Source organism: Pseudarthrobacter polychromogenes (genome assembly GCF_014644495.1).
In the GTDB taxonomy this organism is placed as follows: domain Bacteria; phylum Actinomycetota; class Actinomycetes; order Actinomycetales; family Micrococcaceae; genus Arthrobacter; species Arthrobacter polychromogenes.
Map to the genome: position 1 here is coordinate 319,292 of NZ_BMKU01000005.1, position 14,332 is coordinate 333,623.

Consider the following 14,332-nt stretch of genomic DNA (forward strand, 5'->3'; position numbering starts at 1 on the left):
GGCGACTCCAGCCCAGGCGGGCGTCGCCCCTAGAGTCCGAGTTCGTCCAGGACGGGCAGCTTCTCCCGAACCCACGCCCGCGCTTCCGTGGCGCTGGGAGCGGACAATGCCAGCTTGGCCAGCTGCTGCGCTTCCTCGAGCGTGACGGTCTTCAGGACGGCGGCCACGGCAGCGAGGGAGCGGGCTGTCATGGACAGGGTGCTGACGCCCAGGCCGGTAAGGACGACGGCGAGGGCGGGGTCGGCGGCTGCCTCCCCACAGACGCCCACGGGTTTGGTGTTGCCTTCCGCCCGGGAGCCTTCCACTGTCAGGCCCACGAGGCGCAGGACGGCAGGCTGCCACGGGGTGTTGAGGTTGGCGAGCGGGCCGAGCTGGCGGTCCGCGGCCATGGCGTACTGGGTGAGGTCGTTGGTGCCGAGGCTGGCGAAGGCCACCTCCCGAAGGATGGCTTCCGCGGTCAGGGCGGCGGAGGGAACCTCAACCATGACGCCGGGGGTCTTGATGCCCGCATCGGCGCACATCGAGGCAAAGCGTGCGGCTTCTTCTGCGGTGGAGATCATGGGCGCCATGACCCAGACGTCCGCCTCCGACTGCTTCTCGGCCAGGGCGATTGCCTCGAGCTGGCGGTCCAGGACCCCGGGGGTGGTGAAGTCGGTGCGGTAGCCGCGGACGCCCAGGGCCGGATTGGGCTCGGTGGAGTCGGTCAGGAACGGAAGCGGCTTGTCCGCGCCGGCATCGAGCGTTCGCAGGACCACTTTCTTGCCCGGGAAGGCATCAAAAACACTCTTGTAGGCTGCGGCCTGTTCTTCGACGCTGGGCTCGGTGTCCCGCTCGAGGAAGCAGAATTCGGTGCGGAACAGGCCGACGCCCTGGGCGCCCAGCTTGGCGGCCGCCTCGGCATCCTTGCCGCCGCCCACGTTGGCAAGCAAAGGCACCAGGTGGCCGTCCGCCGTCGCTCCCGTTCCGCTGAAGTCGGCCAGCAGGGACGCGGTGGCAGCCCACGCTTCCGCAGCTGCGCGCAGGGATTCGTCGGGTTCGGAGGTGATGCTGCCGGCGGCGCCGTCCACATAGACTTCGGTGCCGTCGGGGAGCTCGTCCACGCCGACTGCGGCCACAACGGCGGGAAGGCCCAGGGACCGGGCGATGATGGCGGTGTGGGACTGCGGACCTCCGCCGGCCGTGACCAGTGCCAGGACCTTGTTGGGGTCCAGGGTGGCGGTGTCAGCGGGGGCCAGGTCCTCGGCCACCAGGACGAACGGGGTGCTGGAGGCGGGGATGCCGGGGGCGGGCACGCCCCGCAGTTCGGCAACGATCCGGGCGCGGACGTCCAGGACGTCGGTGGCGCGTTCGGCCATGTAGCCGCCCAGGTTGTGGAGCATCTCTGACACTGAGGAGCCGGACTCCCAGATAGCGCGCTCTGCGGACATTCCGCGTGCCACAAGCTTGGCCGCACCCTTGATGAGCATGGTGTCCTTGGCCATCAGTGCGGTGGCTTCCAGGACAGCCTTGCCGTCTCCGGTGGCGTGGGCGGCGCGGGCCTTCAGTTCATCGTGCACCGCCTGGGAGGCTGCCTTCAGCGCTGCAGTTGCTTCCTCGGCGGTGGTCCCTGGCGCCAGCTGCTCGCCGGCGGGAGGTTCGCTGATGGGTTTGGGCATCTGCCGGACGGTGCCGATGACGCGGCCTGGGCTGACGCCTACTCCTGGGAAGTTCTGCACTGAAGGTCCTCATTCTCTGCCGGTTGCCAGGCCCGCCCGATATGTCCGGCGCCATGCCGGTCCGCCGGAAGACTGCTGCGTCCGGAGGCGTGAAACGTGCCTGAAAAAAATTGTATGTGATTCAGTTCATATAGCAATGCTATAGGTGCTAGGGTAGCGGTTATGAGTTTGGATGGCCAGCTTCCCCCCAAAATGCGGCTGCTCCGTGCTGCCGCGGAGCTGCTGGCAAACTCCGGGGGAGCACCCGTCTCCACCCGCCAGATCACCCAGCTGGCGGGGGTCACAGCCCCCACGCTGTACCACCACTTCGGTGACAAGGAAGGTCTGTTCGACGCCGTCGTCGCCGCAGGGTTTGAAGAGTATGTTGCGGGCGAAAGGGATTTCGCCCCCTCCGGACAGCCGCTCGAGGATATCCGGAGAATGTGGGACAACCATGTCCAGTTCGGGCTGAACCAGCCGGAGCTGTACCTGGTGATGTTCGGCAACATCCGCCCGGAAAGCCGCCCGGCAATCGTCGCAGATGCCGAGGCACTCATGGAGGAGATGCTGAATAAGGCAGCGGTGGCGGGCCAGCTGAACGTCCAGCCCCGGGAAGCAGCCAGGTCCATCCTGGCGGCCAACGTGGGCGTGACGCTGATGCTGATCGCGGAGCCCGCCTCCGAACGGAACCTCGAACTGTCCACCATGACCCGGGACGCCATGATCTTTGCGGTGTCCGCCGAGCCCGCCGGCGGCGCGGCTCCGGGCGACGCCGGGAAGTCCTCGGTAGTGGTGGCCGCGATCGCCCTGAACGCCGCACTTCAGGCCTCGCACTCTGACCAGCTTTCAAGCTCGGAACTCAAGCTTTTCCTCGAATGGCTTCACCGCATCTCCACCAGCCCGGCGGGCTGAACCCGCACATTCCGGCAGTACGTCGTCGTAAGTATCGGACCATCCTGCGGAGCCGCAGGAATGACGGTTAGGAAATCACATGGCAACAGAGACAGTTGCAAAACCCCGCACCAGCGCACGCGTGCACGTCCAAAAGTTCGGGACGTTCCTGTCCGGCATGATCATGCCCAACATCGGCGCCTTTATTGCCTGGGGCCTCATTACCGCACTCTTTATTGAAAAGGGATGGTTCCCCGTTCCCCAGCTGGGCGGCTTTGGGGAGACGGACGGGGTGGCGAACACCGGCCTAGTGGGGCCGATGATCACCTACCTGCTGCCGCTCCTGATCGCCTACACCGGCGGCCGGATGGTTTATGACGTCCGCGGCGGCGTTGTCGGTGCCATCGGCACCATGGGCGTGATTGTGGGTGCCGGCATCCCGATGTTCATCGGCGCCATGATCATGGGCCCGCTGGGCGGCTGGACCATGAAGAAGATCGACTCCATCTGGGACGGCAAGATCCGTCCCGGCTTTGAGATGCTGGTCAACAACTTTTCTGCCGGCATCTGGGGTGCCCTGTTGGCCATGCTGGGCTTCTATGGCATCGCCCCACTGGTTTCGGCGTTCAGCACAGGCGCCGGCAACGTGGTCCAGTTCCTGGTGGACAACGGACTGCTGCCGCTCACCAGCATCTTCATCGAACCGGCCAAGGTGCTCTTCCTGAATAACGCCATTAACCACGGCGTGCTCACTCCGCTGGGTGTCCAGCAGTCGCTGGAGCAGGGAAAGTCCATCCTGTTCCTGCTTGAGGCCAACCCCGGACCCGGTTTTGGCATCCTGCTGGCTTATATGGTGTTTGGCCGCGGTGCCGCCAAGGCGTCCGCCCCGGGTGCCGCCATCATCCACTTCCTCGGCGGTATCCACGAGATCTACTTCCCCTACGTTTTGATGCGCCCGCTGCTGATCCTCGCTGCCATCGCCGGCGGAATGACCGGCATCGCCACCCTGGCCATCACTGGTGCGGGCCTGGTGGCGCCGGCCGCCCCCGGCTCCATTTTCGCCGTGCTCGCCCAGACCTCCCGGGACAGCTACATCGGCGTGATCCTTGCGGTCCTGCTGGCGACGGCCGCCTCCTTCCTGGTGGCCTCGGTCATCATGAAGACCACCAAGCACAGCGATGAGGTGGACCTCAACGATGCCACCTCGCGGATGGAGCAGATGAAGGGCAAGAAGAGCTCTGTGGCCTCCACCCTGACGGGCACCGGGGCAGGTGCTGCAGCGGGCGGCGGTGTTGGCGTCCTGGCCGGGCCGGTGCGCAACATCGTGTTCGCGTGCGACGCCGGCATGGGCTCCAGTGCCATGGGCGCCTCGGTGCTGCGCAACAAGATCAAGGCGGCCGGCTTCCCGGACGTCAAGGTCACCAACGCGGCCATCGCCAACCTCAGCGACACCTACGACGTCGTGATCACCCACCAGGACCTGACGGAACGGGCCAAGCCCGCCACGTCCAGTGCCGTCCACTACTCCGTTGACAACTTCATGAGCAGCCCGCGCTACGACGAAATCGTGGAGCTGGTCAGGGAGAGCAATACCGAGGGTGCTGTGACAGCGGAAGGTCCGGACACCGGTGCCGGAACACCCGGCGGAGCATCCGCCTCCGGGCCCGCAACTGCCGCTGCAGCAGGGGCCGGGGCAGGGGCTGCCGCCGCCAGCCACGGCGCCCACGCGGCCGACGCCCCCGTGGACGCGGCTCCCGCCGCCGGAACCGCCGGCGCGCCGGAGATCCTGGCCCGTGAGAGCGTGGTGCTGGACGGTTCAGCCACAACCCGCGACGCCGCAATCGACGAGGCCGGCAGGCTGCTGCTGGCGCGCGGCGCCGTGGATGAGGGCTACATTGCCGCCATGCACGAGCGCGAGGAATCCGTGTCCACCTACATGGGCAGCTTCCTGGCCATCCCGCACGGCACCAACGCCGCCAAGGACCACATCCGGAAGTCCGCGGTGTCCGTGATCCGCTACCCCCAGGGCATCGACTGGAACGGTAAGCAGGTCAAGTTCGTGGTGGGCGTGGCAGGGGTCAACAACGAGCACCTGCACATCCTGTCCTCCATCGCGAAGGTCTTCACCAGCAAGGAGCAGGTTGCCCGGCTGGAGGCAGCCACCTCGGTGGATGAAGTCCTGGAACTCTTCGGAAAGGTCAACGCATAGTGAAGGCTGTTCATTTCGGGGCCGGGAACATCGGCCGTGGCTTTGTGGGCCTGCTCCTACATGATGCCGGGTACGAGGTGGTGTTCGCCGACGTGGCGGAGGAACTCATCGCCCAGCTGGCAGCGGCGGACGGCTACTCCGTGCACGAGGTGGGGGAGAACCCTGCAGTGCGGACGGTCAACAACTTCCGGGCGATGAACTCCACCACGCAGGAAGCGGAGCTCATCGCAGAGATTGCGACGGCGGACATCGTCACCACCGCCGTGGGCCCCCACATCCTGAAGTTCGTGGCCCCTGCCATCGCCAAAGGCATTGCGGCGAGGGACTCGGGCCTGGCCCCGCTGCAGGTCATGGCCTGCGAGAACGCCATCAACGCCACGGACATCCTGGCCAAGGAGGTGGCCTCCCAGCCGGGGGCTGCCGCCAGCGCGCTGGACGGGAAGGCTGTGTTCGCCAATACCGCCGTGGACCGGATCGTTCCCAACCAGGAAGCCGGGCAGGGCCTGGACGTCACCGTGGAGACCTTCTACGAGTGGGTCATCGACCGCACCGCCTTTGCAGGGGCGGCACCGGCCATCCCGGGTGCCACGTTCGTGGACGATCTCTCGCCGTACATCGAGCGGAAGCTGTTCACGGTGAACACCGGCCATGCCTCGGCAGCGTACTTCGGGTTCGAGGCGGGCCTGGAGAAGATCTCCGAGGCCATGGCCGACCAGGACGTGGCCGAGGATGTTCGGGCGGTGCTGGAGGAGACCAAGCAGCTGCTGGTCTCCAAGCACGGCTTCAGCAACGACGAGCAGGAGGCCTATGTCCAGAAGATCCTGGTCCGGTTCTCCAACCCCTACCTTCCTGACACGGTGAACCGGGTGGGCCGCGCTCCGCTGCGGAAGCTGAGCCGGCATGAACGGTTCATCGGTCCGGCCGCTGAACTGGCGGAACGGGGCATTGTGCCGGAGGCGCTCCTGGGCGCCATCGCCGCGGCCCTGCGCTTCACCGATCCGGCCGACGCCGAGGCAACGGAGCTGGCCGGCATCCTGGCCTCCTCCAGCCCGGCGGACGCCACTGCCCGCATCACCGGGCTGGAGCCCGGCCACCCACTGTTCAACGCGGTGGCAACCCTGGTGGAGGAGCGGCAGGCGGAGGCTGCCAAGGCCCCGGCCTAATCCTCCCGCACTGACTGCACCCTCTTGCACTTGCTGCAGCCTTTTCGGGAACCCTCTCGCAGTTGATGCGGTTTTTTCCCCAACCCTCCTGCAATCACGACGCCGGCACTCACCTGGGTGCCGGCGTCGTGCGTTGTGATGTCCCCCACTTGTGACGGAATACTGCCCCTCCCGCTTTGAAGTTAGCCTTCCCTTACTTATAGGCTCTGGGCTATTAGGCAACGAACTTGTGACGTATTATCCGAGCGGAGAACAAAGTGAAGAAGAGGCTGTCGAGCTACCTGGGGGCACTTGCGGCGGGAGCGGCGCTCCTGACCGTCACGGCGTGCGGCGGGAGCGCGACGGCGACGCCCGCTGGTGAGGCGGCCACCATCACCGTGGAGCACGCCCAGGGCAGCACCGCCAACGTTCCCGTCAACCCGGAGAGGGTCTTCACGTTCGACCTCGGCGTCCTGGACACCCTTGACGCGCTGGGCGTTGAGCCCGCCGGCGTGCCCGAGGCTGCCTACCCGGACGCGCTCAACAAGTACGCCGACGCGAAGTACACCAAGATCGGTTCCCTGAAGGAGCCCGACTTCGAAGCCGTCAGCGCCGGCGACCCCGACCTCATCATCATCTCCGGCCGGACCGCCGGAGCCTACGAGGAACTGAGCAAGATCGCCCCCACCATCGACCTGTCCATCGACGCCGCCGGGCCGATGGAAAGCTTCAAGGAGCAGGCCGGGAAGCTGGGAACCATCTTCGGCAAGTCCGCCGAGGTGGAGGAGAAGCTGGGCGCGGTGGACGCCACCATCGAAGAAACCAAAACCAAGGCGGCCGGCGCCGGCAAGGGTCTCATTGTCCTGACCTCCGGCGGCGAGGTCACCGCCTACGGCGCAGGCTCCAGGTTCGGCATCATCCACGACGTCCTGGGCGTCCCCACCGCGGCAGACGTCAAGGTTGAGGGCAGCCACGGCGAGGCTGTGTCCTTCGAGTACATCAAGCAGGTCAACCCGGACATCCTGTATGTCATCAACCGCGACACCGCGGTGGGCACCGAAGGCGCCGACGCCAACCCCATCCTGGACAACGAACTCGTCCGGTCCACCAACGCCGTCCAGAACAACAAGGTCATCAACCTTGACCCTGCCGGCTGGTACATCGTGGGCTACGGCCTCAACAACGTCGAAGCAATGGTGGACGCCGTTGCCGACTCCGTGGCCTAGAGCCTCCAACCGGGCTCCACACACCCATGACCGCCACCGCCGTGCGCCCGCTTGCGCCGGCAACCCGCAGCCGGGCCCGCCACAGTGCCGGCCTGGCTGCGGCCGCAACTTCCGTCCTTGCCCTTGCCATCGCCAGCATGTTCGTGGGCGTCAGCGACGTCTCCCTGCCGGGCCTTTTATCCGGCGATCCCGCGACGACTGACGTTTTCTGGATTTCCCGCGTTCCCAGGACACTTGCCGTGGTCCTGGCCGGGATGGCGGTGGCGGTTGCCGGGCTCATCATGCAGCTCATGGCCCGCAATCGCTTCGTGGAGCCTTCCACCGTAGGTACTGTCGAGTCCGCCACCCTGGGAATCCTGGTAGTGACGGTTTTCGCACCGCAGGCCCCGGTGCTGGCCAAAATGCTGGTGGCCAGCACCTTCGCGATGCTGGGGACGGCCCTTTTCCTGGCCATCCTGCGCCGCCTGCCGGCACGCAACACCCTCCTCATCCCGCTGGTGGGCATCATGCTGGGTGGGGTGATTGCCGCCGTCACCACCTTCTTTGCCTACCGCTATGACCTGCTGCAGACCTTGAGCAACTGGATGATCGGCGACTTCTCCGGTGTCCTCCGGGGCCGGTATGAGCTGCTGTGGATTGTCGCCCTCCTGATGCTCCTGGGGCTGCTGGCCGCGGACCGGTTCACCGTGGCCGGGATGGGCCAGGACTTCACCACCAACCTGGGACTGAACTACGGCAGGACCATGAGGCTGGGGCTCATCATCGTCTCGCTGATCTCTGCCGTGGTGGTCACCACCGTGGGGGCCGTACCCTTCCTGGGACTCGTGGTGCCCAACATCGTGTCCCTCATCTTCGGCGACAACCTCCGCCGCGCCGTTCCGTGGACAGCATTGTTCGGGGCCGCTTTCGTGCTGGTGTGCGACATCATCGGCCGCACCATCCGCTACCCCTACGAGGTCCCGGTGGGCATGGTGATGTCCGTGCTGGGCGCTGTCCTGTTCCTCGTCCTGATCCTGAGGAAACGCAATGCCTGACAGCACAACACTGCGGCCGCCGGAAGATCCTGCCGCCGCCCAGCTGCCGGCCGCAGTGCAGCGCCCGGTTCCCCGGAAACTCAAAGCCGCCATCCGCAATGCCCCGCCGCGCATGGTGGCAGGCATCCTGCTGGCGGTGGCTGCCGCCGTCGTCTGCTTCTTCCTGTTCTTCGACCTGAAGGGCAACGTGGGCTACATCCTGCCGCGCCGGGCCATCAAGCTGGCCGCCATGCTGCTGGTGGCCGTTGCCGTGGGCGTATCCACGCTCCTGTTCCAGACCGTCACGGCCAACCGCATCCTGACGCCGTCCATCATGGGCTTCGATTCGCTCTACATCCTGGTCCAGACGGTGCTGGCATTCACCCTCGGAGCCGCCGCAGTGGTGGCCGCCCCGCCCACGCTGCAGTTCGGCCTCGAAGTGCTGCTGATGGTGGCGTTCAGCGCGCTGCTGTACCGCTGGATGTTCACCGGTGCCACCCGTTCGCTGCATCTTCTCCTGCTGGTGGGGGTGGTCCTCGGCAGCCTCTTCCGCGGCCTGTCCTCCCTGCTGCAGCGGCTGATGGAACCCAGCGAGTTCATCATCCTCCAGGACCTGTTCTTCGCGAGCTTCAACAACGTGGATCCGGCACTGCTGGGTGTCTCGGCGGTGATCGTTGCGGCTGTCTGTGCTGTGGTGTGGCGGGCACGGCACACCCTGGACGTGCTGGCGCTGGGGCGGGACGTAGCCATCAACGTGGGCGTCGACCACCGGAAGGTGGTGATGCGCGTGCTGCTGGGATGCTCGCTGCTCGTGGCCGTGTCCACCGCGCTGGTGGGGCCCGTTACGTTCTTCGGCCTGCTGGTGGTGAGCCTGGGCTACCAGCTGTGCCGCGGGTTCAGCCATGCCTGGCTGCTGCCCATCGTGGTGCTGATCGGCGCTGTGGCCCTGGTGGGCGGGCAGCTGCTGCTGGAGCAGGTCTTCGGCTTCAGCACCGCCCTCAGCGTGGTCATCGAGTTCGCGGGCGGCATCCTGTTCCTCTACCTCCTTTTGAAAGGCTCCCTGAAATGACCCGCCCAACTCCTGACACCGTGGCCGGGGGAGTCCGGCCATGATCGACGTCCGGAACGTCTCCAAGAGCTACGGCAGCCAGGCCGTCCTGGACGGCGTCAGCTGCGTCATCCCCGCCGGCGGCATCACTTCCATCATCGGCCCCAACGGGGCCGGGAAATCCACGCTGCTCTCGCTCATCAGCAGGCTCCAGCCTCTTGAGTCCGGTTCCGTCTCCGTTGCCGGACTGGATGTCGCCGCCACGGACAGCCGGGAACTCGCCCGGACCATGGCCATCCTGCGGCAGGAGAACCACCTCACCATGCGCCTCACGGTCCGGGACCTCGTGGCCTTCGGCCGGTTCCCGCACTCCGGCGGCCGGCCCACCGTGGAGGACCTGGCCAAGGTGGAAGAGGCGATCGGCCACCTGGACCTGGCGGCCATGGCGGACAAGTTCGTGGACGAGCTCTCGGGCGGCCAGCGCCAGCGGGCCTTCATTGCCATGGTGCTCGCGCAGGACACCCGCTACCTGCTGCTCGATGAGCCGCTGAACAACCTGGACATGAAGCACTCCGTGGAGATGATGCGGCTCCTCCGGCGCCTGGCTGACGAGTTCGGGAAGACAATCGTCCTGGTGGTCCACGACATCAACTTCGCATCCTGCTATTCGGACACCATCCTGGCCATGAAGGACGGGCGGCTGGTCCATCAGGGCAGCCCCCGGCAGATCATGCAGCAGGCCATGCTCCGCGACGTCTACGACATCGACATCCGCATCGAGGACATCGACGGCAACCGGATCGGCGTCTACTTCGCCTGACCAGCCGCTGCGGCCCCGGTGAGCACTGAGCCCACGTACCGCATCACCAGGGATCCGGCGATCAGCGCCGCGGAGAACGGCAGGAAGAACAGGGTGACCAGCTGGAACACCACACTGAGGAGCGTGCCCACTGCCTGCGAGTAGGACGGCCCCAGCTGCAGTGACTGGAGGATCTGGGGAGCAAGGATGACCGCGACCGCGCCGGCCGCACCAATGATGATTCCTGCCCTCAGGGTTGTTTTAGGCAGGGCTGACAAAGTTTTCTGATCCATGGCGAACCTCCCCCAATCAGGTAATTCATTCCAACGCTCGTCCCCAAGCCAAACATGGGGCGCGGCTGAGGGCAGGGACGCAGGCGAGGCCGTGGAATGCTGGTTCCGTGACAACGCAACCCACTTCTTCCGGTACCCCGCCCTTTTTGATGACTGCCGACGTCGGCAGCGGAACCTTCCGCCTCCGCCCCGCCACACGCGGAGACCTGCCTGCCATCGTGGAGCTCCTTGCGGACGATTCCATGGGTGCCGCGCGCGAAAGTCATGGGGACATGGAACCGTATGAGCGGGCCTTTGAAGCGATCGACGCCGACCCCTGCCACCTGCTCGTCGTGGGGGAGTTGGTGCGTCAAGGGTCAGCGGACAGTCACGTGGTGGCCACCTTCCAGGTCAGCTTCCTGCCCGGCATTTCGCGGCGGGGCGCCTGGCGCTCGCAGATCGAGGGCGTTCGGGTGGCGGCCGGCGTCCGGGGCCAGGGCCTCGGCAACCTCATGGTGCAGTGGGCCATCGACGAGTCCCGGCGCCGCGGCTGCACACTGTTGCAGCTGACCACCCACAAATCGCGGACGGCGGCGCACCGTTTCTATGGGCGCCTCGGCTTCACGGCGGACCACGAAGGCATGAAGCTTCCGCTCTGACCGCTGCACCCACAAACGGGCACTGCACCCGGGAGTTCCGGGGTGCAATGCCCGTTGAAGGGTGCAGAACGGAGGCGGGCGCTAGGCCTTCTTCGAGCCCTTGGCCACGAACAGCGTTTCGGCCTGCTCCAGGGACATCCCGTTGGTCTCCGGCACCTTGAACATCACGAAGAAGAAGGACGCCGCGGCAAACAGGGCGTACATGGCGTAGGTGAGCGGCAGCGAGCCGGCGGCCATCACCGGGAAGCTGAGCGTGATCACAAAGTTGGCCACCCACTGGGCTGCCGCGGCCAGGCCCAGGGCCCGGGCACGGATCCGCGACGGGAAGATCTCACCCAGCAGGACCCACACCAGCGGACCCCACGAGGCGCCGAAGCTGACCACAAAGACGTTGGCCGCCACCAGTGCCACCGGACCCCACGCGCCGGGCAGGGAAATGTCCTCACCGGAGCCAACGGCGGTGGAGAAGGCTACGGCCATGGCTCCCAGGGACACGGCCATGCCCACGGAGCCGGCCAGCAGGATGGGCCGGCGCCCGATGCGGTCCACCAGGGCGATCGCCACCAGCGTGACCAGGATATTGGTGACGGACGTGGCCACGGAGATGGTGAGCGAGTCCTTCTCCTGGAAGCCCACGGCCTTCCAAAGGGTGGTGGAGTAGTAGAAGATCACGTTGATGCCCACGAACTGCTGCAGGACGGACAGGGTGATGCCCACCCACACCACTGCCTGCAGGCCGAACGTCTTGCCGCGCACGGAGCCTTTTTGGCCGGCCAGCTTGTCCTCTTCGATGGCGTCCTGGATTTCCCGGATGTGGCGGTCCGTTTCTCCGGCGGGGACGATGGAGTCGAAGACCTTCCGGGCTTCGTCTTCCTTGCCCTGGAACACCAGGAAGCGCGGGGATTCGGGAAGGGTGAAGGCGATCCAGCCGTACACCACTGCGGGCAGCGCTGCGGCCAGGAACATCCAGCGCCACGCCTCGATCCCCAGCCAGTAGGCCTGGTCGGCGCCGCCGGCGCTGGTTGCCAGGAGCGCGTCGGACAGCAGCGCGGCAAAGATGCCTGTGGTGATGGCCAGCTGCTGCAGCGAGGCCAGTCGGCCGCGGACGTGCCGCGGCGAAATCTCGGAGATGTAGGCGGGGGCGATAACCGAGGCGAGGCCGATCCCCAGGCCGCCCACCAGGCGCCAGAAGACCAGGTCCCAGACGCCGAAGGCGAAGCCCGTGCCCAGGGCGCTGACCAGGAAGAGCAGCGCACCCAGCTTCATGGCAGGGATGCGCCCGTAGTGGTCTGCCACCTTGCCAGCGAGGTAGGCGCCGGCAGCGCAGCCAAGCAGCGCGACGGCCACCGCGAAGCCGGTCACGGCCTCTGACAGCGCGAACTCGTCCTTCATGGCATCCACGGCGCCGTTGACCACCGACGAATCAAAGCCAAACAGGAATCCGCCCACCGCGCCCGCGAGCGCCAGCCAGATCACCCGCTGCGGTATTTGGGCGGTTGTCTGCTCCTGTGCAGTGGGCATGGGTCTCCCTAGGTCTGGGTTTTGGTGGATGCGGTGCGGACGTCGTCGGCTGCGGAACCGGCCCTGGGCCGGCGCACACGCGTTACACAGTGTTCCATGCCACGGAGCGCCGTTCCAGTCGGGCGGGACCGCTTGGCAGCAAACAGGGGACGACGACGGCGGGAGTCGCCGCCGTCGTCGTCCCCTGTTTGGAGCGGGCTGGCTTAGTGGGCCGGCACCGGCTCCTGGGAGGCCGCCTTGGAGTCCGTGAGCTTCTTGTTGGGCAGCGCGAAACTGATCAGGAACGCCAGTCCGGTGAGCACGGCCGCCGTGAGCATGACGGCGTCGATGGCGTACGCGAAGCCCTCCGTGATGGGGCGCGTCAGCGTGCTGTTGGCTGTGTGGAGCCAGCTGGTGTCATTGAGGGATTCGTTGGAGGCGCCGTTCTGGAAGAACTCGTACAGCTTGGCGTTGGCCGGGTCCGTTGCAACGGCCGGGTCCTGCAGGACGGCCTGGTACTCCGGGCTTCCCATCGCCGACTTCATGGTGTCGGCAATCCGGGCCGCCGCCAGGCTGAACAGCATGGAGATGAACACGGCCGTGCCCACGGCACCGCCCATGGAGCGGAAGAACGCAGCTGAGGAAGTGCCCACGCCCATGTCGCGGCGCGGCACGGACACCTGCATGGCCAGGGTGAGCGGCTGCATGCAGAAGCCCAGGCCCATTCCGAAGAACACCGCGATCACGCCGGGAACCCAGAGGCCCGTGTCCACGCCCAGGGAGAGCCCCATGGCGGTGGCGGCCGCCGTGAGGATGGCCGTGCCCATGATGGGGAAGATCCGGTACGTGCCGGACGCCGAGATGATGCGGCCCGCCGTGATGGAGCCGGTGAGGATGCCCACGGTGAAGGTGATCATCATCAGGCCCGCTTCCGTGGGCGTGAGGCCCTTCACCAGCTGCAGGTACAGCGGGAGCATGGCGATGGCCCCGAACATGCCGATGCCGATGATGAAGTTCAGCAGCGAGGACAGGCCGAACGTGACGTTCCGGAAGAGGCGCAGGGGAATGAGGGCGTAGTCGCCGGCACGTTTCTCGGCCAGCAGGAACCAGGCGATGCCCACCACGCCCAGGCCATAGCAGAGGAAGGAGTGGAAGGACGCCCAGCCCCAGCTGCGGCCCTGCTCCGCCACCAGCAGCAGCGGCACGATGGCCAGCGTGATGGCCGCCGCGCCAAAGTAGTCGATCTTCTGCTTCACGTGCTTGGCTGGCAGGTGCAGGAACAGGAACACTACGGTGAGCGCGGCCAGGCCGATGGGGAGGTTGATGAAGAACACCCATCGCCAGCCTTCAAAACCGAGGATGTTGGCGGAACCGGCAAACGCGCCGCCCACCACCGGGCCCAGCACGGAGGAGATACCGAACACGGACATGAAGTAGCCCTGGTACTTTGCCCGGTCCTTGAGCGATACGATGTCGCCGATGATGGTCAGCGCGAGGGCCAGCAGGCCGCCCGCCCCGAGCCCCTGGACGCCGCGGGCCAGCGCCAGTTCGGTCATGGAGTGCACCGACCCCGCATACAGCGAGCCCGCAAGGAAGATCACGATGGCGGTCAGGTACAGCGGGCGGCGGCCGAAAATGTCGCTCAGCTTGCCGTACAACGGGGTGCTGACCGTGGAGGTGATCAGGTAGGCAGTGGTTGCCCAGGCCTGGAGCGAGAGCCCGTCCAGGTCGTTGGCGATGGTGTAGATGGACGTGGACACGATGGTCTGGTCCAGCGATGCCAGGAACATGCCCAGCATCAGGCCCACCATGACGGTGACGATCTGGCGCTGTGTCAGGGTTTCTCCGGCAGGGCGCGCGGCAGGTGCTGTGGACATGG

At 66.4% G+C, this 14,332-nt stretch carries 12 protein-coding genes; 8 read left to right on the plus strand and 4 right to left on the minus strand.

The genetic code is table 11. The features are described 5' to 3' along the window. Window positions 1-29 precede the first annotated feature (29 nt). Window positions 30-1,715 carry a phosphoenolpyruvate--protein phosphotransferase gene (gene ptsP / locus IEX43_RS10765; RefSeq protein ID WP_188810869.1) on the minus strand — a complete coding sequence of 562 codons (1,686 nt, stop codon included), beginning with the start codon at window positions 1,713-1,715 and terminating at the stop codon, window positions 30-32. 162 nt (window positions 1,716-1,877) lie between these two features. On the opposite strand from ptsP, the gene IEX43_RS10770 reads away from it, so the two are divergent. From IEX43_RS10770 to IEX43_RS10800, 7 genes are all read left to right on the plus strand, one after another. After that, a complete protein-coding gene (locus IEX43_RS10770; protein WP_104186986.1) occupies window positions 1,878-2,606 on the plus strand; it encodes a TetR/AcrR family transcriptional regulator in 729 nt (242 codons plus the stop codon). A gap of 79 nt (window positions 2,607-2,685) precedes the next feature. Further along, window positions 2,686-4,794: a PTS mannitol transporter subunit IICBA gene (locus IEX43_RS10775; RefSeq protein WP_188810872.1), complete on the plus strand. Its 2,109-nt coding sequence runs from the start codon at window positions 2,686-2,688 to the stop codon at window positions 4,792-4,794. Continuing rightward, window positions 4,794-5,957: a mannitol-1-phosphate 5-dehydrogenase gene (locus IEX43_RS10780; RefSeq protein WP_188810873.1), complete on the plus strand. Its 1,164-nt coding sequence runs from the start codon at window positions 4,794-4,796 to the stop codon at window positions 5,955-5,957. The genes IEX43_RS10775 and IEX43_RS10780 overlap by 1 nt, the downstream gene beginning before the upstream one ends. Before the next feature lie 257 nt (window positions 5,958-6,214). Then, the gene (locus IEX43_RS10785; RefSeq protein ID WP_188810876.1) at window positions 6,215-7,162 is read left to right on the plus strand and encodes a siderophore ABC transporter substrate-binding protein; all 948 of its coding nucleotides are present in this window, start codon (window positions 6,215-6,217) and stop codon (window positions 7,160-7,162) included. Between the two features lie 26 nt (window positions 7,163-7,188). Then, entirely contained in the window at window positions 7,189-8,196 is a 1,008-nt protein-coding gene (locus IEX43_RS10790; protein WP_188810878.1) for an ABC transporter permease, read from the plus strand. Further along, window positions 8,189-9,244, plus strand: coding sequence for an iron chelate uptake ABC transporter family permease subunit (locus tag IEX43_RS10795; RefSeq protein ID WP_308422229.1), 1,056 nt, complete (start codon window positions 8,189-8,191; stop codon window positions 9,242-9,244). Before IEX43_RS10790 ends, IEX43_RS10795 begins: the two co-directional genes overlap by 8 nt. Before the next feature lie 40 nt (window positions 9,245-9,284). Continuing rightward, entirely contained in the window at window positions 9,285-10,043 is a 759-nt protein-coding gene (locus IEX43_RS10800; RefSeq protein ID WP_066272388.1) for an iron ABC transporter ATP-binding protein, read from the plus strand. Here the strand turns inward: IEX43_RS10800 and IEX43_RS10805 are convergent. After that, complete coding sequence (locus IEX43_RS10805) at window positions 10,031-10,315, minus strand: hypothetical protein (RefSeq protein WP_188810880.1); 285 nt, start codon at window positions 10,313-10,315, stop codon at window positions 10,031-10,033. The genes IEX43_RS10800 and IEX43_RS10805 overlap by 13 nt on opposite strands. Window positions 10,316-10,464: 149 nt before the next feature. On the opposite strand from IEX43_RS10805, the gene IEX43_RS10810 reads away from it, so the two are divergent. Continuing rightward, a complete protein-coding gene (locus IEX43_RS10810; protein WP_188810882.1) occupies window positions 10,465-10,953 on the plus strand; it encodes a GNAT family N-acetyltransferase in 489 nt (162 codons plus the stop codon). A gap of 81 nt (window positions 10,954-11,034) precedes the next feature. Here the strand turns inward: IEX43_RS10810 and IEX43_RS10815 are convergent, their stop codons facing one another. Both IEX43_RS10815 and IEX43_RS10820 read right to left on the minus strand, forming a co-directional pair. Beyond that, window positions 11,035-12,474: a sugar porter family MFS transporter gene (locus IEX43_RS10815; protein ID WP_188810884.1), complete on the minus strand. Its 1,440-nt coding sequence runs from the start codon at window positions 12,472-12,474 to the stop codon at window positions 11,035-11,037. A 203-nt stretch (window positions 12,475-12,677) separates the two neighbouring features. Further along, the gene (locus tag IEX43_RS10820; protein ID WP_188810886.1) at window positions 12,678-14,330 is read right to left on the minus strand and encodes an MDR family MFS transporter; all 1,653 of its coding nucleotides are present in this window, start codon (window positions 14,328-14,330) and stop codon (window positions 12,678-12,680) included. Between the last annotated feature and the right edge of the window lie 2 nt (window positions 14,331-14,332).

Bases quoted from the DNA above. Each gene is read 5' to 3' on its own strand.
- IEX43_RS10770 (WP_104186986.1), top strand. From the start codon at position 1,878: ATGAGTTTGGATGGCCAGCTTCCCCCCAAAATGCGGCTGCTCCGTGCT.
- IEX43_RS10775 (WP_188810872.1), top strand. From the start codon at position 2,686: ATGGCAACAGAGACAGTTGCAAAACCCCGCACCAGCGCACGCGTGCAC.
- IEX43_RS10790 (WP_188810878.1), top strand. From the start codon at position 7,189: ATGACCGCCACCGCCGTGCGCCCGCTTGCGCCGGCAACCCGCAGCCGG.
- IEX43_RS10795 (WP_308422229.1), top strand. From the start codon at position 8,189: ATGCCTGACAGCACAACACTGCGGCCGCCGGAAGATCCTGCCGCCGCC.
- IEX43_RS10800 (WP_066272388.1), top strand. From the start codon at position 9,285: ATGATCGACGTCCGGAACGTCTCCAAGAGCTACGGCAGCCAGGCCGTC.
- IEX43_RS10805 (WP_188810880.1), bottom strand. From the start codon at position 10,315: ATGGATCAGAAAACTTTGTCAGCCCTGCCTAAAACAACCCTGAGGGCA.
- IEX43_RS10810 (WP_188810882.1), top strand. From the start codon at position 10,465: ATGACTGCCGACGTCGGCAGCGGAACCTTCCGCCTCCGCCCCGCCACA.
- IEX43_RS10815 (WP_188810884.1), bottom strand. From the start codon at position 12,474: ATGCCCACTGCACAGGAGCAGACAACCGCCCAAATACCGCAGCGGGTG.
- IEX43_RS10820 (WP_188810886.1), bottom strand. From the start codon at position 14,330: ATGTCCACAGCACCTGCCGCGCGCCCTGCCGGAGAAACCCTGACACAG.